The sequence below is a fragment of the Salinisphaera sp. S4-8 genome (genome assembly GCF_040361235.1).
GTDB lineage: Bacteria > Pseudomonadota > Gammaproteobacteria > Nevskiales > Salinisphaeraceae > Salinisphaera.
The window spans coordinates 1-17,892 of record NZ_APNF01000016.1 but is presented as its reverse complement, the minus strand read 5'-3'; the positions used below and the strand labels follow the sequence as shown (position 1 = coordinate 17,892).

The window sequence follows — 17,892 nt, the reverse complement described above, 5'->3', positions numbered from 1 at the left end:
GCCTTTTGGAGGCAAGCCTTAGTACCAGGCCCGCAGGCCGAGCACGAACGCGGTCGACGAGCTCGATTCGCTCTCGGCACGGGCCAGATCCCGGGTGTCGCCATAGCTCTGCTCCCAGCGCACCCCGATATAAGGGGCGAACTCGCGTACGAACTCGTAACGCAGGCGCAGCCCCATTTCGGTACTGTTCAGGCCGCTGCCGAGGCCGTACTCCGGTACGTCCTGCGCGGCGGCATTGATTTCGACACGTGGCTGCAGGATCAGCTTCTGGGTGAGCAGCAGTTCATATTCGAACTCGCTGCGAAGGCTGATATCGCCGTCCTCGCTGACGAACAGGGCCAGATCCGTCTCGAGCCAGTAGGGCGCCAGGCCTTGCAGCCCGAGTACGGCAAAGCCACGGTCGGGGTCGGGATTGACGTCGTAACGCAGGCCGGCCTGGGCATTCCAGAATGGCGAGATCGCGCGGTTGTAGAGCGCCTGAAACTCGGTTCCCTCGGGCGAGCCGCCATGCATCGGCCCTTCGCCTTCGGTCTTGAGCCAGAACTTGTTGATGTCGCCGCCAATCCAGCCCTGGGCGTCCCAGAGATAGTTGTTCGTGCCCTCGACGTCGCCGTATTCCAGCCGGTCGATGAGTACGAAGGTATGGACTTTGTCATCGTGGATCGGCTTGTTCCATTCCGCCGGCGCGCCGCTGTGCGGATCGATTGGGCCGCCGGGAATGACCGAATCGAGATCGGCCTTGCCATTGTTGTCCGTCTGCGCCCAGGCCAGACTGTTCAAGCCTAGCAGGGCCGCGCCGCAGGCCATCGCGAGCGTTCGTTTAAGCATCGTCTTCTCCCGACTGATCGGCCACGCGCACGACACGGAACATGCCCATCTCCATGTGGTAGAGCAGGTGACAATGAAAGGCCCAGCGGCCGGGCTCGTCGGCGGTGACGAGCAGCGAGGCACGCGAGGCCGGCAGCACGCTCAGGGTGTGCTTGAAGGGCAGCCGGTCGCCCTGGCCGTTTTCCAGCTCCATGAACATGCCGTGTAGATGGATCGGGTGTTCCATCATGGTGTCGTTGACCAGAATCAGGCGGATGCGCTCGCCATAGGGGAATTCGATCGGCGTTGAATCGGCGTATTTCACCCCGTCGAAGGACCACATGTAGCGATCCATGTTGCCGGTCAGGTGGATTTCGATGGTGCGTGAGGGCTCGCGGCGATCCTGCATGGGCCGCACGTTGCGCAGCTGGCTGTAGGTGAGCACGCGATGGTCAACGTCCTTGAGGCCGGTCGGGCGTTCGGCCAGCCGGTTGCGCTGCACGTTTGCAACGTTGATATTGCCTGGGCCGTGCATGTCGGGGCCGTGCTCGTGGTGCATCATCTGCATCGCGTGGCCTTCGGGGGCCATCGGCATGGCCGATTCGCCCATGGTGCCCGTGCCGCGCATGTTGCCCATCTCGTGCCCGTGGTCTGCGGCCGGCATCTTCTCCATCGAGCCGTGGTCCATGGCTTGGCTGGCGTGCCCCATCGTCTCGGCGTGCTGGCCATGGCTCATGTGCATGTTGCCCATGTCCATATGACGCATGTCCATGCCCATATCCATCATCGTGCGCTGCCGTGGTTCGCGCAGCGCGGGCACTGGCGCGACCATGCCCGCACGCGGCGCGAGGGTGGCACGGGCATAGCCGGTGCGGTCCATGCTCTCGGCCATGACCGTGTAAGCCTGGTCGGCCTTGGGCTCGACCATCACATCGAAGGTTTCGGCAACACCGATCTGGAATTCGTCGGTCTCGACGGGTTCGACCTCCTTGCCGTCGGCCGCGACCACGGTCATGGGCAGACCGGGCACGCGCACGTTGAAGTAGGTCATGGCCGAGGCATTGATCACCCGCAGGCGGATGCGCTCGCCCGGCGTGAACAGGCCGGTCCAGTTGGCGGGCGGATGTAAACCGTTGATCAGATAGGTATAGGTATGGCCGGTCACGTCGGCGATATCGCTTGCGCTCATGCGCATCTCGCCCCAGGCCAGCCGATCCCTGAGTGTGTTGGCAACGCCGGCGGTGCGAAAATCCTCGGCCAGATCGCCCAGCGTGCGCTCGCTGAAGTTGTAGTAGTCGCTAACCGTCTTCAGCTTGGCCACGATCCGGTGTGGGTCCTCGAAGGTCCAGTCGCTGAGCATCAGTACATACTCGCGCTCGGCCTCGATGCCATCGTCTTGCGCCGAATGGATCACGATTGGCCCGATCTGGCCTGTTTGCTCCTGTAGGCCCGAATGGCTGTGGTACCAGTAGGTGCCCGCCTGGCGGACCGGGAAATCGACTTCGAAGGTATCGCCCGGGTCGATGCCCGGAAACGTCACGCCCGGTACGCCGTCCATCTGGAACGGCAGCAGCAGGCCGTGCCAGTGCATCGATGTGGATTCGTCGAGATGATTATGGACGCGCAGGCGAGCGTTATGGCCTTCCCATAGTTCGATGATCGGGCCGGGCGTGGTGTGGTTGAGGGTGATCGCCGCGGCGTGCCCGCCGGCGATATCGATCAGCTCGCGGCGTACATGGATGTCCATGTCCACATCGCGGGGTGTGCCGCCGGCCACCCGGGCTGCGCCCGTGGTCAGATGGCGCTGGCTGGCAGCCGCCAGCCCGTCGCGGGCATAGGCTGGCAGCAGGGCATTGAAACCGGCCAGCAGGCCGGTTGCGCCCATGGCGCGCAGCAGGCGCCGGCGCTCGCTGTCATGTGTTCGGTTACTCATTCGGTGCTCCTGAATTCCAGATGGGGCGATGACGTAGGCCGGCGCGCTCAACTGTGGGCGTGCGTGTCGTGCGCTGCATGGTCATGCGGGGTATCGCCATCGTCATGTCGGGTTGTCCGTGGTTCGGCGTCGTCGTGTGTGTCGGGTTGGGCCTGCGCGCCGTGTTTGTGCGCGTCGCTGTCGTGGTCATGGTCGTGCCCGATACCGTGGGCCTGTGCGCTCGCCAGCATGTGTCGGTAGTCGGCCGCCGACAGATCCGGCATTTGCGTGACGAATGCCGTCATCGCCCATATTTCATCGTCGCTATGGGTTGGGCCCCAGGCCGGCATGCCCGAGGCCTTGATGCCGTGCTTGATCACCCAGAAGATTTCGCTGGCCGTCTTTTCGTGGGCCGCGTGCGCCTGGCCGGGCGGTTTCGGGTACATGCCCCGGGCGGCGACCGACGGGCCCTGGCCCGGCGGGGCGTGGCAATCACTGCACATGGCCTCGAAGTTGGCGGCGCCCGCCAGCAACTGCTGTTCGGCGCCCAGTGCCGGGGCCGCGATATTCGCGGCCTGCCGCTCGATCGACCGGTGCACCGTCTGGGTGAGTACCCAATGCGTGATCGGCCAGTGCGCGTTGGTTGCGGCCACGTTATAGACGCCGGAATAAATGATGCCGCCGGCTGTAGCGATCACGACCCCAAGGTTGATCGCCAGCGTGGCCAGAACCGTTTTCAAGATTCGCATGCGTTCGTTTCCCGTTAAACGGCAGTGCGCGTCTGAAGCCGGCACGATGTGCCGATGCCTTGCGAGGCCGGCCAAGCGGACGACGGCCCTTACCTAACGCGGTGCCAATTCAGACAGGGCGCCGTAGCGCCCTATGGAGTGCGTTATCGGGAAGAACGCGGGGGCGGGCGGTGCGGTCGGCTGGGAAAGCCGTACGCGAGCATCGCGAGCAGACGGGCGGGGGCATACGCCTCGGGTGTCGGCGACGGGTTCGGCGATGTGCTTGCGGTCACCGCGCTTGGTGAACAATGTCCGGCGAGCACACAACAGCAGCGGTCTTGCGTGTGGCAGGTGTCGTGCTCGCCGCCATTGTGTTCGTGTGCTTGCGTGTTGACAGGGCCGTTTGCCTTGTGGACCTGCGGCGCGCCGGTCGTGTATGCCCCCGGTGCTGCCATGCCGTGCGTATGGCTGGCGGCCAGCAGCGGCTCGGCAACGAGTATCTGCAGCAGCAATACGGCTATCAGAACGACACGCATGGCGGCGATCTAGCGCGTGGCTCGCGCTTGGGCACTCATGCGACGTAGCGGCCTAGAGGCGCGCATAGACATCGCCCTGCAGGGTACGCACGACGAATGGCTGTGTTTTTTCGCCGGGCATGCCGGGGGTACCGATCGGCATGCCCGGCAGGGCGATACCTTTGATATCGGGTTGTTCGCGCAGCAGCCGGGCCACCGTTTCCAGCGGGACATGCCCGACCACCACATAACCGCCGATACGCATCATGTGGCAGGAACTCAGTTCGGGCGGCACGCCGGCTGCGCGAAACCGCTCGGCGCGATTGCCCATCTCGGCAACCGTCACGTCGTAGCCAGCGGCGCGCAGATGATCCACATACTTGTGACAGCAGCCACAGCTTGCATCGCGATACAGCGTTGCGCTCAGCGGCGCGGCAACGGCAATGCTGGCCACGGCCCATAGCAGCAGGGTGGCCGCAAAACGCGATAGCGAGCGAAAGCGAGAGACGATCATGGCGAGACTCCGAAAGACTGGCGCGCTGAACACGCAAGGGTAGACCGAATATAGGCCTGCACGAGCCGACCGTACAACGTGGACCCGGGTACGGAGTTTTCGGGTGTTATCGCCCGCAAGGCCAGTGTGGCCAAGGCCTGGCGGGGTGCCGGAAAATATCGCGTAGAGGCGTTGGCGAGCCCCGCCAAGTGTGCGATTCGCGCAGTTTGCCGTGCGACGCGTCTCGGCGGTCGCGCATGCAGATCGGGCCTGCAGGAAAACAAGCGCGTACACTACGGCGCGTTACGAAGCGGTGACAGGACAGCGATATATGCGAGTAGTGGCGATCGGGGCCGGTGCCTGGGGCAAGAACATCATCCGTAATCTCGACGAACTGGGCGTGCTGGCCGGGATCGTCGAAGGCAATACCGAACGCCTGAACGGCTACGGCGAGCAGTATCCCGGCGTTGCGCTGTTCGAGGACTGGCGCGCTGCGCTCGAATCCTCGGACTGCGATGCCGTGACCATTGCCACACCCACGCCGTCGCATTTCGAGATCGCCATGGCAGCGATCAAGGCGGGCAAGGATGTGTTCGTCGAAAAACCGCTCACGCACAGCTCGGGCGAAGCCCGTCAGCTCGTGGATGCGGCCCGGCACAATGACGCCATCCTTATGGTCGGTCATCTGCTGATCTACCAGCCGGCGATTTCCTGGATACGCGACTATGTCGCCAGCGGCGAGATCGGTGAGCTGTTCTCGATTCGTCACGAGCGGCTCAATCTGGGCCGCGCGCGCAGTGCCGAGAACGTGATCTGGGATATCGGCGTGCACGATATGGCGGTCATGCTGTATCTCGTCGGCGAAGCGCCCGAACGGGTGCGCGGAACCGGCCATCGCATGCTTGGCCTGGGCGTGGAAGACGAGGTGCATGTGCATCTGGAATTCGCCAACGGCGTGCGCGGCAATATCCATACCTCCTGGCTGTGGCCGGAAACCGATCGCCGCACGATTCTGCGCGGCTCGCGCGGGATGCTCGTCTACGACGAAGTTGCCCAGACGGTCACCCACCACCGTCGCTGGATCGATGCCGAACTGCAGAACCATGATGAGGGCAGCGAAGTCGTCCACCGTGGCGACGGCCAACCCCTCAAGCTCGAGCTACAGCATTTTCTCGATCGCATAGCCGATCGCGAACCCGCTCGCTCGGACGGCGAAAGCGCCCTGGCGGTCGTGGAAACACTCGAGCGCATCAATGCGGCGGTGGAGGAATCCAGCCGCTACTGAGCCGATGCCTTACTGGCATAGGCCCTTATAGCGCGAACTCGGCCACCACCGGTACATGATCGGACGGGCGCTTGCGACCGCGCTCGCCGACATGGGCCTTGCACTCGCGGCAGACCTCGACCAGCGCCGGGGTGGCCAGCACGTGATCGATACGTAGGCCGGCATTACGTGCCCAGCCGCCGTTGCGGTAATCCCACCAGGTAAAACGATGGCGACCTTCGCGTTCGTCGAACAGCCGCCAGCAGTCGGCAAGCCCGTTATCGAGCAGAGTCTGCAGGGCGGCGCGCTCGGGCGGTGAACACAGGATACGGCCTTCCCATTTGTCGGGATCGTAGGTGTCTTCCGGACGTGGGGCGATATTGAAATCGCCGGTGAGCACCAGCTTGTCGTATGACGCCAGTTCGTTTTTCAGCCAGCTGGCCAGTGCTTCGAACCAGGCCAGTTTGTATTCGAACTTGGGTGAATCCAGGGCCTGACCATTGGGGCAATACACGCCGATGACACGCACACCGTTTACGGTGGCCGCGATTACGCGCTTGTGGTCATCCTCGAAGCCGGGCAGCGCATAGGCGACGTGCTCGGCCGGCGTTTTCGTGAGCAGGGCCACGCCGTTGTAGGTTTTCTGGCCGGTGAATACGGTTTGGTAGCCGGCCTCCAGGATCGCATCCTGCGGAAACTTGTCGTCGGTGAGCTTGGTTTCCTGCAATGCGAGCGCATCGACCGGGTTCTTCTCCAGCCAGGCCAGCACGTGCTCCAGACGCACATTGAGCGAGTTTACGTTCCAGGTGGCGATCTGCATGGGCGAGGATTCCTTTGCATTGCGGCCGACGGGTGGGCGCGCTATACCTGCAGGCCTGTTATCGCCCTGCGGGATTGCGCCATGCGTCGACTTCTATTCAAGCCATTTGCGGCCGCTATTGTAATGACCTCGGGCGTGGTCGGCTGCGCCAGCCCGCCGCCCAAGCAATTTACCCGTTCGGCGGACACGTTCACGCCCTGTTCGAGCGCGCCGCATTGTGTGTGGTCCCAGGCGGACAAGAACGGCAAGAAATATGTCGCCCCGCTGGCGTTCAAACCGGCCAATGCCGCGACTGCGCGCCGGGTATTGCTGGATGTGCTGGCCGCCAGCGAGAACGCTACTGTCGAACGCGCCGAGCCGCGCTTCATTCATGCCACCTTTCGCAGCACGCTGGGTTTTGTCGACGACGTGACCTTCATCGTGCAGCCCAAGGCCGCGGTTATCGACGTGAAATCGTCGTCGCGGCTGGGCTACTACGATTTCGGCGTGAATCGAAAACGGGTCGAACAGCTGCGCGCTCGGTTCAACGCGCAGCTTTCGGCCAAAGCCTAGTCCGGGCCCCTGACACTAGGCAGCGCGCTCGTTGCCGTCGAGCCCGCTGTGGCGCAGTAGCGCATCGATCGACGGTTCGCGCCCGCGAAAGGCCACGAAGTTGTCCATCGCATCGCGGGTGCCGCCGCGTTCGAGCACTTCGGTGAGAAAACGCTGGCCGGTCGTGGTATCGAACAGGTCGGTTTCCTCGAAGGCGGAGAAGGCATCCGCGGAGAGCACTTCCGCCCATTTGTAGCTGTAGTAGCCGGCCGCATAGCCGCCCGCGAAAATATGCTGGAAGCTGTGTGGGAAGCGGTTTATCGCCGGCGGGGTGAGGACCGCCACTTCGGCTCGCACTTTGGCGAGCGTATCCAGGACCTGGCTTGCGCTGTTCGGGTCGTGGTCGCGATGCAGACGCAGGTCGAACAACGAAATTTCCACCTGACGCAGCATCTGCCAGCCCGCCATGTGGTTACGCGAGGCATAGAGTTTGTCGAACAGCGCCTGCGGCAGTGCTTCGCCGGTCTCAAAGTGGGCCGCGAACAGATCCAGCGACTCGCGTTCCCAGCACCAGTTTTCCATGAACTGGCTGGGCAGTTCGACGGCATCCCATTCCACGCCGGCGATGCCGGAGATGGGTCCGTAATCCACACGCGTGAGCATGTGGTGCAGGCCGTGGCCGAATTCGTGGAACAGCGTGGTCACCTCGTCGTGGGTGAGCAGCGCCGGTTCGCCGCCGATGGGCGGCGAGAAGTTGCAGGTCAGAAAGGCCACGGGCAGTTGCAGGCCCTGATCGTCCGCGCGTCGGCTCTGAAAGCCATCCATCCAGGCGCCGCCGCGCTTGCCTTCGCGGGCATAGGGGTCGAGATAGAACACGCCGCGGCGCTCGTCGGCGTCGTCGCGAATTTCGTAGACGGTGACGTCCTCATGCCAGGTGGATACACCCTCGAGCGCGGCGATACGGATGCCGTAGAGTTTTTCCACCACCTTGAACAGGCCGTCGATGACCTTGGGCGCCTGAAAATAGGGGCGCAGGTCTTCCGCGGAATAGTCGTAGCGCTGTTCCTTGAGCTTTTCGCCGTAGTAGCCCACATCCCAGGCTGCGAAGTCGTTGACGCCGTCGTCGGCCGCCAGGGACTTGAGTTCGGCCAGTTCTGCTTCGGCGGGCGCACGGCTGCGTTCGGCCAGATCGAGCAGGAAGGCTTCGATCTGGTCCGGCGTTTCCGCCATCTTGGTGGCCAGCGATTTCTCGGCATAGTTGGCGAAGCCGAGCAGACCGGCGGCTTCATGCCGCAATGCCAGGATTTCGTCGATGATCGCGCTGTTGTCGAATTCCCCCGCATTGGGGCCGACCTCGGAGGCACGGCTGGAAAACGCTTCGTAGACCTCGGCGCGCAGCTCGCGATCGTCGGCATGGGTCATGATGGCGATAAAGCTCGGCGCATCCAGCGTCACCAGCCAGCCGTCGAGTTCCTTGTTGGCCGCGTTCTGCGCCAGCAGCGAGCGCGCTGAATCGGGCAGGCCGCTCAGGCGCTTTTCATCGGTGATGTGCTTGCGCCAGGCCTGGGTCGCATCGAGCACGTTCTGCTGGAACGTGGTCGACAGTTCGCTCAGCCGCTGGGCGATTTCGGCATAGCGTTTCTTGTTGGCGTCATCGAGTGCCACGCCGGCCAGGCGGAAATCGCGCAGCATGTCGGTGACCACGCGCTGTTGCGCGGCATCGAGACGGTCGAATTCGTCCGATTCGCGCAGCCGCTGGACGGCTTCGAACAGTTCGGTGTTCTGGCCCAGTTCGGAGGAAAACGCGGTCAATTTGGGCAGGCAGGCCTGATAGGCCTCGCGCCAGGCCGGCGAGTCCATGACCGAATGCAGATGCGACACCGGCGAAAACGCCCGGCCGATACGGTCTTCGGCGGCGTCCAGCGGGGCGATGAGCTTACCCCAGCTCGGCTCGACGCTCTCGGCGATGGCGCGATCCACCGCACGCCGGGCATCGGCAATCATCCGCTCGACGGCCGGTTCGGCATGCTCGGGCTTGATGGCATCGAAATCCGGCAGCTGGCCGCCATCGAGCATGGTCACGAGTGGGTTGTTCTGGGTATCGGTCATGATGATCTCGTATACAAAGCGAAGACGACGCGCGGGCGTCGTGAATAGCCTTGAATGTGCGGCTGCCCCGCGCCCGATCAAGAGCGAACGACGACGCCGATGGACGGGGTGAATACAATGGGCTTCATCATATGGTCTGCGAGCAGTTATGAGCGAACATTTCGACCTGGTCGTCATCGGTGGTGGCAGTGGTGGTATGGCCACCGCGCGCCGCGCGGCCAGCTACGGCAAGAAAGTCGCGTTGATCGAGCGCGGTCGGCTGGGCGGCACCTGCGTGAATGTCGGCTGTGTGCCCAAGAAGGTGATGTGGCATGCCGCGGAATTCGCCCAGCACGCGGGTGACGCGGCGCACTATGGCTTCGCTACCGGCGTGCCCGAGCACGACTGGGCCAAGCTGGTGGATAACCGCGAGACGTATATCAAGCGCCTCAACGGCATCTATGCGCGCAATCTCGACAAGGACGACGTCGAATTCATCGCTGGCGATGCCCGCTTTGTCGGTGAGCGCCGCATCGCGGTCGGCAAGCGCGAGCTCAACGCCGACCATGTCGTGATCGCCACCGGCGGCAAGCCGCACTGGCCGGATATTCCGGGCGCGGCTCTGGGCACCGATTCCGATGGTTTCTTTACCTGGCGCGAACGCCCGGCGAGCGTGGCCATCGTGGGCAGTGGCTATATCGCCGTCGAACTGGCGGGCGTGCTCAATGCGCTTGGCAGCGACGTCAAGCTGCTGCTGCGCAAGGACCACGTGCTCAAGGATTTCGATGCGATGCTCGGCGAAACGCTCATCGAGCGCATGAAAGAGGCGGGTATCGATGTGCAGATGAAGCGCAGGACCGCCGAACTCAGCGAGGCGGGCCCGCAGATCAAGGTCGATTTCGAGGATGGCGATTCGGTGACCGTCGACAAGCTCATCTGGGCGATCGGACGGCTGCCCAATACCGATAATCTCGACCTGGAAAACGCGGGCGTGGCGTTGGCTGCCGACGGCACGATCATCGTCGACGAATGGCAGGACACCTCGATCGACGGTGTGCATGCGTTAGGGGATGTCACCGGCGCGATCGAACTCACGCCGGTCGCCATCGCCGCGGGCCGACGGCTGTCGGATCGGCTGTTCGGCGGCCAGCCGGATCGCAAGCTCGATTACCACAACATTCCGACCGTGGTGTTCACCCATCCGCCCATCGGCAGCGTGGGTCTGTCCGAGGCCGATGCCCGCGCCGAGTACGGCGACGAGGCGGTGAAGATCTATACCAGCCACTATGTCGCGCTCTATCACGGCGTGCTCGAACACAAGATACCGAGCGACATGAAGCTCGTATGCGTGGGCGATGACGAAAAAATCGTCGGCGCGCATGTGATCGGCGACGGCGCCGATGAAATGCTGCAGGGCTTTGCGGTGGCGGTGAAGATGGGCGCGACCAAGAAGGACTTCGACGATACCGTGGCGATTCATCCGACGAGTGCGGAAGAGTTCGTCACCATGACGTGAGGCCTCTACATAACTACTGCGCTCGGTATCTTGGCTGTCGGTGGTGCTCGAAATCCTCATGTATGCGCTTATACATTGCGGTTTCTGCGCTCCGGCGCCAGCCAACCTACGTCGCTCGCTACGTTATGAAGAGGCCTCACTGTGCATAGATTTCTTCTCGGCTTGAGCGGCTTGGTCGTGTCTTCGTTACTCGCCGCATGCTCCGGACAGTTCTGGGCCAACGCCCTGACGCCCCGCTGGGGCTACGAGCGCCATGCGGATATTGCCTATGGTGATCTCGATCGCCAGACACTCGATGTCTATGTGCCCGAAGACCTCGCGGCCGGCGCGCCGGTGGTGGTGTTCTTCTATGGCGGCAGCTGGCAGAGCGGCGACAAGGACGGCTACCGTTTCGTTGGCCAGGCGCTGGCCTCGCGCGGCTTCATTGCCGTGCTGCCCGACTATCGGCTGTATCCGCCGACGACGTTTCCGGGCTTCGTCGAAGACGGGGCCAAGGCCGTGGCCTGGGCGCATGAACATGCGCGTGACTACGGCGGCGAGGCAGCGCATCTGTTCGTGTCCGGGCATTCGGCGGGTGCGCATATCGCGGCCATGCTGGCCACCGATGGGCGCTATCTGCAGGCCGCCGGCATGGCGCGTGCGGATCTGGCGGGCTTTGTCGGCATGGCCGGGCCCTACGATTTTCTGCCCATTCGCGACCCGGCGCTCCAGCAGATTTTTGCTCCGCGTGACGCCTGGCCGCAGAGCCAGCCGATCAACTTCGTCGATGGCGGCGAGCCGCCGATGCTGCTCATGCATGGCGCGGCCGATACCACGGTCGAGCCCGCCAATAGCCGAAATCTGGCGGCCCGGGTCAATGCTGCGGGCGGGGCGGCCGAATTGCACATCTATGCCAAAACCAGTCATATTGGCCTGATCGCACCGCTTGCAGCGCCATTGCGCATGACCGGCAGTGAGCTCGACGACGTCGCATCGTTCGTTAAAAAAGTCGCCTCAGACAGCTCACGTTAAGCTTCGGCGTGTATCCTGCGCGGCTTAATTTAGTCGCTTACGTTCCCATGCGTCGTTTTGTCACAACAACGATATGCGTGCTCGTACTGCTGTGCGCGTCGATTTCTTCCGCCACTGCAGATTCGGTGGAATGGAAGGAACTCAGCGTTTCGGCCACGGCATACAATTCGGTGGCCTGGCAGACGACCGCCAATAAACCCTCGATTGCTGCCTGGGGCGACGAACTGCGTCCGGGCATGCGCGCGATTGCCGTATCGCGGGATCTCATCAAGCAGGGCCTGACCCATGGGGCACGCGTGAAGATCGAAGGCATGCCCGGTGTGTATGTCGTGCGCGACAAGATGAACCGCCGCTGGAGCAACAAGATCGATATCTATATGGGCAAGGATGTCGACGCCGCGCGTGAATTCGGGGTACAACACGACCTGCGCATCAGCTGGGCCGAGCCGGATAGCTGAGCGTGCGCCGGCGTGATGCCGGTGTGTTCATCGAAACCCAAGGAGACACGATGCCCGGCAAGCTCGTATTGCTACGCCACGGCCAGAGCCAGTGGAATCTCGAAAACCGTTTTACCGGCTGGGTCGATGTCGACCTGACCGAGCAGGGGCGGGCCGAAGCGCGCGCGGCTGGCCGGCTGCTGGCCGAGGAAGGCCTGCGCTTCGATATCGTGTTCACCTCCGTGCTCCAGCGCGCGATCAAGACCATGTGGCTGGCGCTGGAAGAACTCGAACAGCCGTGGGTCGATGTCGTTCGCCACTGGCGTCTTAACGAGCGCCATTACGGCGGCCTGCAAGGGCTCGACAAGGCCGAAACCGCGGCCAAGCATGGCGAGGAACAGGTGCATATCTGGCGGCGCAGCTACGATATTCCGCCGCCGGAAATGGCAGCCGACGATCCGGGCCATCCGCGCAACGACCCGCGCTACCGGCATCTGGATGCTCGTGTCTTGCCGGGTACCGAATCGCTCGCGCTCACCCTCGATCGCGTATTGCCGTATTGGCACGATGCGATCGCGCCGCGCCTGAAAGCCGGCGAAACGGTGCTGGTCACCGCCCATGGCAACAGCCTGCGTGCGCTGGTGAAATATCTCGACGGTATCGCCGACGACGTAATCACCGGTGTGAATATTCCCACGGGTATTCCGCAGCTCTACACGCTCGACGACGAGCTCAACGTCATCGAGTCGCGTTATCTGGGCGATGCCGAGGCGGCCGAGGCCGCGGCGAAAGCGGTCGCCGATCAGGCCAAGTCGAAGTAATCGCCTTCGGCGCGCTCAGTGGCGTACGCCGATCACGAGCGCGCCGCTTTCGGCATCGATGAGGCCTGCGGCCACAAGCCAGGCGTGTGCGTCTTCGGCGTCGTCGGCAAACCAGGCCGCGGCGCTGCCCAGGCGAAAGGTATAGCCCCAGCGGTCCATGTCGGCGCACATACGCGTGCGGTCCATGCCGTCGAGGTGCTCGCTGGCCAGAATCTGCCAGTAGCACACGGCGTTTTCCTCGTCGTAGGTGCCGCCGGCGTTGGTGTGCAGGCCCGCGCGCCGGGTCTGATCCATGCACACATAGTGGCCTGCCTCGTGCATGGCCGAATGCACGGGCGTATCGGCGCGCACGTAGATCGTGTCGCCGATCAGGCCGGCTTCCTCGTCGCCCCAGAAGCTGCCGGGGATCGCCTGACCGGGAGCAACGCGCGCAAGCGTGAGTCCCAGGCCGGCGAAAAAGGCGGCCAGCGTGTCGAAACCCAGCGCCTCGACGCTGAGTACGCCATCTGTTTGCGGCACGACGTCCGGGCTTTGTCGTACGATATGCGGATTGCTCAATGCACAGGTGAAACGTGAAACTGCAAGCGAAATCCTATCTTATTGTCGCGATGATGGCTGCGGCCGTATTGACTGGTTGCGCCACCGGCCCGGCCGACAAGGCCGCCCAGGAAAGCGCGGCCGACCGCGTGCTGGCTGCCTATGATGTGCCGGACCTGCTCGCGCAGGCCGCACCGGCGGTGACCCAGTCGCTCAATCAGAATCTGCCCGACGATGTCGATGCAGCCACCCGCAGCACGCTGCGCGATGCCGTCTACGAGGCCTACGATCCGGCCACGCTGCAGCAGGACGTGCTCGACCGCCTGCGCGACGCCGCCGCGAAGGACGATCAGCAGCGCGCGCTGACCATGGCCGCGGACGCCCTGCATACACCGCTTGCCACGCGCATGATCAGCCTGGAGTCGGCCACCGGGGATCCGAACTTCGCCGAGAACTTCAAGGCATTCGTCGACCAGCCGGCCACCGACGAGCGCAAGCAGCGCCTGCGCCAGATCGATCTGCTGGCCAAGCACATGCAGATCGTCGAGTTGCAGACCGACTTCAACGTCACCCTGCTCGAAGCCATGATCCGCGCGCGGAATGTCGCCTCGGCCGAGGAATATCGGGTGGACAACAGCCGTGTCGAACAGATGGTGGCCGAAACGCGTGCGAACATCGGCAACAAGCTCGAGCAGCGTGTACCGTTGATGCTGTTGTACGTCTATCGAAACGTCGAGGACAGCACGCTGGCTGATTATGCGGCCCTGCAGGGCCAGCCGGAACTGGTCTGGACCAATCAGGCGCTCAAGTCCGCAATCATCGATACACTGGCCGCCGCGAGCGACCGCGTGACCGAAAACTTCAATTCCGCTTCCTAGCCGAGTCTCATGTCGATAATTACAGAAGATAGTCGTATCCGAGAAATCCTGGCCCAGACCCGCCGCGTGGCGGTGGTCGGGCTGTCCTCCAACCCTGATCGCGCCTCCTTCGGCGTGGCCCAGGCGTTGCAGGCCGAAGGCTTCGATATCGTGCCGGTGAACCCGAACGAAACCCAGGTGCTCGGCGAGAATGCCTTTCCGGATATCCGCCATGTCACCGGCATGGTCGACGTCGTGGATGTATTCCGCGCGCCCGAGCATGTGCCCCAGATCGTGGACGCCTGTATCGAACGCGGTGTACGCACGCTCTGGCTCCAGGAAGGCGTGGTTCACCACGAGGCCGCGCAGAAAGCTGTGAATGCCGGCATCGAAGTGGTCATGGACCGCTGCATGCTCAAGGAATACCGCCGCCTGCTGGGCTGATACGCCGCGCGGCGAAGCCGTTCGTTGCGCTTTTAGATCAGCCCGCACCGGCCCGTGCGACGCGCGTCGGGCTTGATGCGAACGGTCACGCGCGAGCCGCGTGGCCGTTTTGTCGCTGCACCTCGACCAAGGTTGCATGGTCACGACTTGCCGTGGGCGGCGCGACGACACAGTATGGACGCAACTACGATTAATCCTTATGTACCGGGAGAAACCGTTTCATGGCTAACCTCAGCCCTATCGCCCTTATCCTTATCGTCGTGGTGTGCGCCGTGGTCGCGCTCGTCGTGGGTTATTTCCTGGGCAGCCGTTTCGGCGGCAAGAAATCGGTCGCCATGCGCGAGGCGACCGAAAAACACGACAGCTACAAGAACGACGTACGCGAGCATTTCGAGCAGACCTCGGCGATCATGTCGCGCATGGTCGACGACTACCGGGACATGTACCAACACATGGCCGAAGGCGCCGAGAAACTCGCCGAAATGCATCCCGAGAAGCTCGTGACACCGCCGCCCGCGCCGGAAGCGATCACCCGCGACAGCGCAGCCGACAAGCCGTCGGCGAAGACGCAGGCAGCGCAGTCCAAGCAGGGCAGTGCCGGGAAAGCGTCCGACGCCAAGGCCCAGCCCAAGCCGGCCGCCGCTTCGCAAAAAACCGCGACCGATAGCCAATCGTCTGAGCCTGCGAAGGCCGCCGAATCGGGCACAGCCGTGGGCAAGGCCCGCGATAAAAAGCCGGCGGACAGCAGCAAGGCCGGCGTGGCCGACAAGCCCGATGCCGCGGCCAAGGGCACGGCCAGCGCAGATGTCAAGGCCAAGGACGCGCCCAATCGCGATAGCGTCATGAACAGCGATTCTTCCAACGATCGCCCCTGGAACAAGGAAGAAAAAGCCAAGGACGGCAAGCGCTACGGTCTGGAGTGACCGGTAAGCGCAGGCGCACAGACGCTTGCGTGAAAAACGAAATGCTGTTCTGATTCAGCCGGCCCTGTGCCGGCTGTTTTCGTATGGAACGCCGGTGCATACGAAATAAAACGATGATCGAGGAGTACGCCGGTGGAACGCAGCAACACCCCTTACGGTAACCATCAGTTCGGTATCTACAGCGCCGGACTCAAGGGCGAGCTGCCCTCGTTGCCGTTGCGCTATGAAGACCTTCAGGCCCGCGCCCGCGAGGTGCTCGACCCCGCCGCGTACTGGTATGTGGCCGGCGGCGCGGGCGAGGCCTCGATGGCGGCGAACCGCAGCAGTTTCGATCGCTACCCCTTGTTGCCGCGCATGCTCACCGACGTCAGCGAACGTGATCTGAGCACGACCGTGCTCGGCAAGACACACGCCACGCCCTTGATGCTCGCGCCGCTCGGCGTCCAGGAAATCCTGCACCCGGATGCCGAGCTTGCGGTCGCGCGCGCCGCGGCGGATGTCGGCGTGCCGATGATTCTGTCGACGGTTTCCTCCTATCCGATGGAGCAGGTCAAAAGCGAACTCGGCGATACCACTGGCTGGTATCAGCTGTACTGGCCCAATGACGACGATCTGGCGACCAGTCTCGTACAGCGTGCCGAGAAGGCCGGTTACGAGGCGATCGTGATTACGCTGGATACCAAGATGCTGGCCTGGCGCGAGCGCGATCTCGAAGGCGCGTATCTGCCGTTTCTACAGGGCAAGGGACTGGCCAACTACACCAGCGACCCGGTGTTCTGTGCCGGGCTCGACAAGGCGCCGGAAGACGATGTGGTGGCTACCGTCAAGCACTGGTCGCAGGTCTATGCCTCGCCGGAACGCAGCTGGCCGGATCTGGCCAAGCTGCGCGCGGCGACCAATCTGCCCCTGATCCTCAAGGGCGTGCTGCACCCGGAAGATGCGCTGGCCGCACGCCGGGCCGGCATGGACGGCGTGATCGTGTCCAACCACGGCGGGCGTCAGGTCGACGGCAGTATCGCCGCCATCGACGCGCTGGTCGGCGTGGTCGATGCCGTGGGCGATCATATGAGCGTGCTTTTCGATAGCGGTATTCGGCGCGGCGCGGACGTGCTCAAGGCCGTCGCGCTTGGCGCGGATGCGGTGCTCGTCGGGCGTCCCTTCGCGTGGGGACTGGCCTGTGCCGGTGAACAGGGGGTGGCCGAGGTGTTACGCCGCCTGCTGGCCGATATCGACCTCACCCTGGCGCTGACGGGCCACGACCGTATCGACGCGCTCAACCGAGCGGCGCTGGCGCCCATTCGGTATTGATTGTGGCGTGACCCGGCTTGCCTGCCGTGTTCCATGTTGGATTACGCTTCGCGAATCCAACCTACGCCTGCTACCGGCCTCGGGGCCAGGCCGGAGCCGCGTAGGTTGGCTTAGGCCGCAGGTCGTAAGCCAACAGGAAACCGCCTCGAGGCTGGCCGCAGCCGCGGGGGCGACACGGTTTTAGTGCCGTGTTTCCATGTTGGATTACGCTTCGCTAATCCAACCTTGTATGTTGATAGCCAGCGCCTGATACGCGACCAGGCGTTATGTGCCGGGCAAGCAGACTGTATCCAACCTAAGGCACAAAGCCTGTTCTGTAGATCAGTCTTGCCCGGCGCGCTTCGCGCTGTCGAGACTGGACGGTATGCCAAGACCCGGCCCGCCGTGGCCGAGAGTCTGAATGAACAAGGCAAGTCGAAACGCATCGAACAGGTCGCGCCTTGATACAACGCAGGAGTCCCTATGATCGTTATCGGTCTGGATGTCTCCAAAACCCGCCTGGATGCGGCGGTCAAACGCCCCGGCACGGACAAGTGGTACGACCGCAAAGTCGCTCACAGCCAGGCCGACGTGCACGCACGGATCGAGCGGCTATGTGACAAGCTGGACGCGACGCCCGATCAGTTGCGGGTGGTCACGGACGCCCCCGGCCCGTATCACGAAAAACCCGCGCACTGGCTGTATGAGCTCGGCTGTACGCCCTGTGTCGCCAACCCCAAACGGGTACGCGATTTCGCCAAGGCGATGGGGCTACTCAACAAAACCGATCGCGCCGATGCCCGTGCACTGTGTTTGTTCGGCGACCAGGCCAAACTACCGGCGTGGACGCCGCCACCGCCAGAGGTCGCGATGCTACGGGCGCTGATCAACCGGCTGTCCG

The 17,892-nt window shown here is 63.5% G+C and carries 19 protein-coding genes; 11 read left to right on the top strand and 8 right to left on the bottom strand.

Annotated elements, in window-relative coordinates:
• Positions 1-18: 18 nt before the first annotated feature.
• From S4A8_RS17545 to S4A8_RS17525, 5 genes are all read right to left on the bottom strand, one after another.
• Entirely contained in the window at positions 19-828 is an 810-nt protein-coding gene (locus tag S4A8_RS17545; protein WP_353221129.1) for a copper resistance protein B, read from the bottom strand.
• Positions 821-2,740 (bottom strand): copper resistance system multicopper oxidase, encoded by a 1,920-nt coding sequence (locus tag S4A8_RS17540; protein WP_353221128.1) that lies wholly within the window; start codon positions 2,738-2,740, stop codon positions 821-823. Before S4A8_RS17540 ends, S4A8_RS17545 begins: the two co-directional genes overlap by 8 nt.
• A gap of 47 nt (positions 2,741-2,787) precedes the next feature.
• A complete protein-coding gene (locus tag S4A8_RS17535; protein WP_353221127.1) occupies positions 2,788-3,468 on the bottom strand; it encodes a c-type cytochrome in 681 nt (226 codons plus the stop codon).
• Between the two features lie 143 nt (positions 3,469-3,611).
• Entirely contained in the window at positions 3,612-3,983 is a 372-nt protein-coding gene (locus tag S4A8_RS17530; RefSeq protein WP_353221126.1) for a hypothetical protein, read from the bottom strand.
• 52 nt (positions 3,984-4,035) lie between these two features.
• On the bottom strand, positions 4,036-4,476 hold the full coding sequence (locus S4A8_RS17525) for a DUF411 domain-containing protein (RefSeq protein ID WP_353180465.1): 441 nt from the start codon (positions 4,474-4,476) through the stop codon (positions 4,036-4,038).
• Positions 4,477-4,786: 310 nt separating this feature from the next.
• On the opposite strand from S4A8_RS17525, the gene S4A8_RS17520 reads away from it, so the two are divergent.
• Complete coding sequence (locus S4A8_RS17520) at positions 4,787-5,740, top strand: Gfo/Idh/MocA family protein (protein ID WP_353221125.1); 954 nt, start codon at positions 4,787-4,789, stop codon at positions 5,738-5,740.
• 25 nt (positions 5,741-5,765) lie between these two features.
• Here the strand turns inward: S4A8_RS17520 and xth are convergent, their stop codons facing one another.
• A complete protein-coding gene (xth, locus tag S4A8_RS17515; protein WP_353221124.1) occupies positions 5,766-6,539 on the bottom strand; it encodes an exodeoxyribonuclease III in 774 nt (257 codons plus the stop codon).
• A gap of 81 nt (positions 6,540-6,620) precedes the next feature.
• Here xth and S4A8_RS17510 point away from each other — a divergent pair, with 81 nt between their 5' ends.
• Positions 6,621-7,091: a DUF1499 domain-containing protein gene (locus S4A8_RS17510; protein WP_353221123.1), complete on the top strand. Its 471-nt coding sequence runs from the start codon at positions 6,621-6,623 to the stop codon at positions 7,089-7,091.
• Between the two features lie 15 nt (positions 7,092-7,106).
• Here S4A8_RS17510 and S4A8_RS17505 read toward each other — a convergent pair whose 3' ends face one another.
• Positions 7,107-9,179 (bottom strand): M3 family metallopeptidase, encoded by a 2,073-nt coding sequence (locus S4A8_RS17505; RefSeq protein WP_353221122.1) that lies wholly within the window; start codon positions 9,177-9,179, stop codon positions 7,107-7,109.
• Positions 9,180-9,327: 148 nt separating this feature from the next.
• Here S4A8_RS17505 and gorA point away from each other — a divergent pair, with 148 nt between their 5' ends.
• The 4 genes from gorA to gpmA all read left to right on the top strand — a co-directional run bounded on the left by gorA (position 9,328) and on the right by gpmA (position 12,943).
• Complete coding sequence (gorA, locus tag S4A8_RS17500) at positions 9,328-10,674, top strand: glutathione-disulfide reductase (protein WP_353221121.1); 1,347 nt, start codon at positions 9,328-9,330, stop codon at positions 10,672-10,674.
• A gap of 141 nt (positions 10,675-10,815) precedes the next feature.
• Positions 10,816-11,685, top strand: a complete 870-nt coding sequence (locus tag S4A8_RS17495) for an alpha/beta hydrolase (protein ID WP_353221120.1) — start codon at positions 10,816-10,818, stop codon at positions 11,683-11,685.
• A 77-nt stretch (positions 11,686-11,762) separates the two neighbouring features.
• Positions 11,763-12,143, top strand: a complete 381-nt coding sequence (locus S4A8_RS17490) for a 3D domain-containing protein (protein ID WP_353180434.1) — start codon at positions 11,763-11,765, stop codon at positions 12,141-12,143.
• 50 nt (positions 12,144-12,193) lie between these two features.
• Positions 12,194-12,943, top strand: coding sequence for a 2,3-diphosphoglycerate-dependent phosphoglycerate mutase (gene gpmA / locus S4A8_RS17485; protein WP_353180432.1), 750 nt, complete (start codon positions 12,194-12,196; stop codon positions 12,941-12,943).
• A 15-nt stretch (positions 12,944-12,958) separates the two neighbouring features.
• Here the strand turns inward: gpmA and S4A8_RS17480 are convergent, their stop codons facing one another.
• Positions 12,959-13,462, bottom strand: coding sequence for a hypothetical protein (locus S4A8_RS17480; RefSeq protein WP_502950756.1), 504 nt, complete (start codon positions 13,460-13,462; stop codon positions 12,959-12,961).
• 53 nt (positions 13,463-13,515) lie between these two features.
• Between S4A8_RS17480 and S4A8_RS17475 the strand changes: the two genes are divergently transcribed.
• From S4A8_RS17475 to S4A8_RS17455, 5 genes are all read left to right on the top strand, one after another.
• Positions 13,516-14,358, top strand: a complete 843-nt coding sequence (locus S4A8_RS17475; protein ID WP_353180430.1) for a hypothetical protein — start codon at positions 13,516-13,518, stop codon at positions 14,356-14,358.
• 9 nt (positions 14,359-14,367) lie between these two features.
• On the top strand, positions 14,368-14,781 hold the full coding sequence (locus S4A8_RS17470) for a CoA-binding protein (protein ID WP_353180428.1): 414 nt from the start codon (positions 14,368-14,370) through the stop codon (positions 14,779-14,781).
• 221 nt (positions 14,782-15,002) lie between these two features.
• The gene (locus tag S4A8_RS17465; protein WP_353221119.1) at positions 15,003-15,704 is read left to right on the top strand and encodes a ZapG family protein; all 702 of its coding nucleotides are present in this window, start codon (positions 15,003-15,005) and stop codon (positions 15,702-15,704) included.
• Positions 15,705-15,836: 132 nt separating this feature from the next.
• On the top strand, positions 15,837-17,012 hold the full coding sequence (locus S4A8_RS17460) for an alpha-hydroxy-acid oxidizing protein (protein ID WP_353221118.1): 1,176 nt from the start codon (positions 15,837-15,839) through the stop codon (positions 17,010-17,012).
• A gap of 462 nt (positions 17,013-17,474) precedes the next feature.
• Positions 17,475-17,892, top strand: a 418-nt coding sequence (locus S4A8_RS17455) for an IS110 family transposase (protein ID WP_353221117.1), incomplete at its 3' end; no start/stop codon positions are given.

Excerpts from the sequence above, each read along its gene's own strand:
- S4A8_RS17530 (WP_353221126.1), bottom strand. The coding sequence starts at position 3,983 with ATGCGTGTCGTTCTGATAGCCGTATTGCTGCTGCAGATACTCGTTGCC.
- S4A8_RS17540 (WP_353221128.1), bottom strand. The coding sequence starts at position 2,740 with ATGAGTAACCGAACACATGACAGCGAGCGCCGGCGCCTGCTGCGCGCC.
- gpmA (WP_353180432.1), top strand. The coding sequence starts at position 12,194 with ATGCCCGGCAAGCTCGTATTGCTACGCCACGGCCAGAGCCAGTGGAAT.
- S4A8_RS17465 (WP_353221119.1), top strand. The coding sequence starts at position 15,003 with ATGGCTAACCTCAGCCCTATCGCCCTTATCCTTATCGTCGTGGTGTGC.
- S4A8_RS17520 (WP_353221125.1), top strand. The coding sequence starts at position 4,787 with ATGCGAGTAGTGGCGATCGGGGCCGGTGCCTGGGGCAAGAACATCATC.
- S4A8_RS17470 (WP_353180428.1), top strand. The coding sequence starts at position 14,368 with ATGTCGATAATTACAGAAGATAGTCGTATCCGAGAAATCCTGGCCCAG.
- S4A8_RS17510 (WP_353221123.1), top strand. The coding sequence starts at position 6,621 with ATGCGTCGACTTCTATTCAAGCCATTTGCGGCCGCTATTGTAATGACC.
- S4A8_RS17505 (WP_353221122.1), bottom strand. The coding sequence starts at position 9,179 with ATGACCGATACCCAGAACAACCCACTCGTGACCATGCTCGATGGCGGC.
- S4A8_RS17525 (WP_353180465.1), bottom strand. The coding sequence starts at position 4,476 with ATGATCGTCTCTCGCTTTCGCTCGCTATCGCGTTTTGCGGCCACCCTG.
- S4A8_RS17535 (WP_353221127.1), bottom strand. The coding sequence starts at position 3,468 with ATGCGAATCTTGAAAACGGTTCTGGCCACGCTGGCGATCAACCTTGGG.
- xth (WP_353221124.1), bottom strand. The coding sequence starts at position 6,539 with ATGCAGATCGCCACCTGGAACGTAAACTCGCTCAATGTGCGTCTGGAG.
- gorA (WP_353221121.1), top strand. The coding sequence starts at position 9,328 with ATGAGCGAACATTTCGACCTGGTCGTCATCGGTGGTGGCAGTGGTGGT.
- S4A8_RS17545 (WP_353221129.1), bottom strand. The coding sequence starts at position 828 with ATGCTTAAACGAACGCTCGCGATGGCCTGCGGCGCGGCCCTGCTAGGC.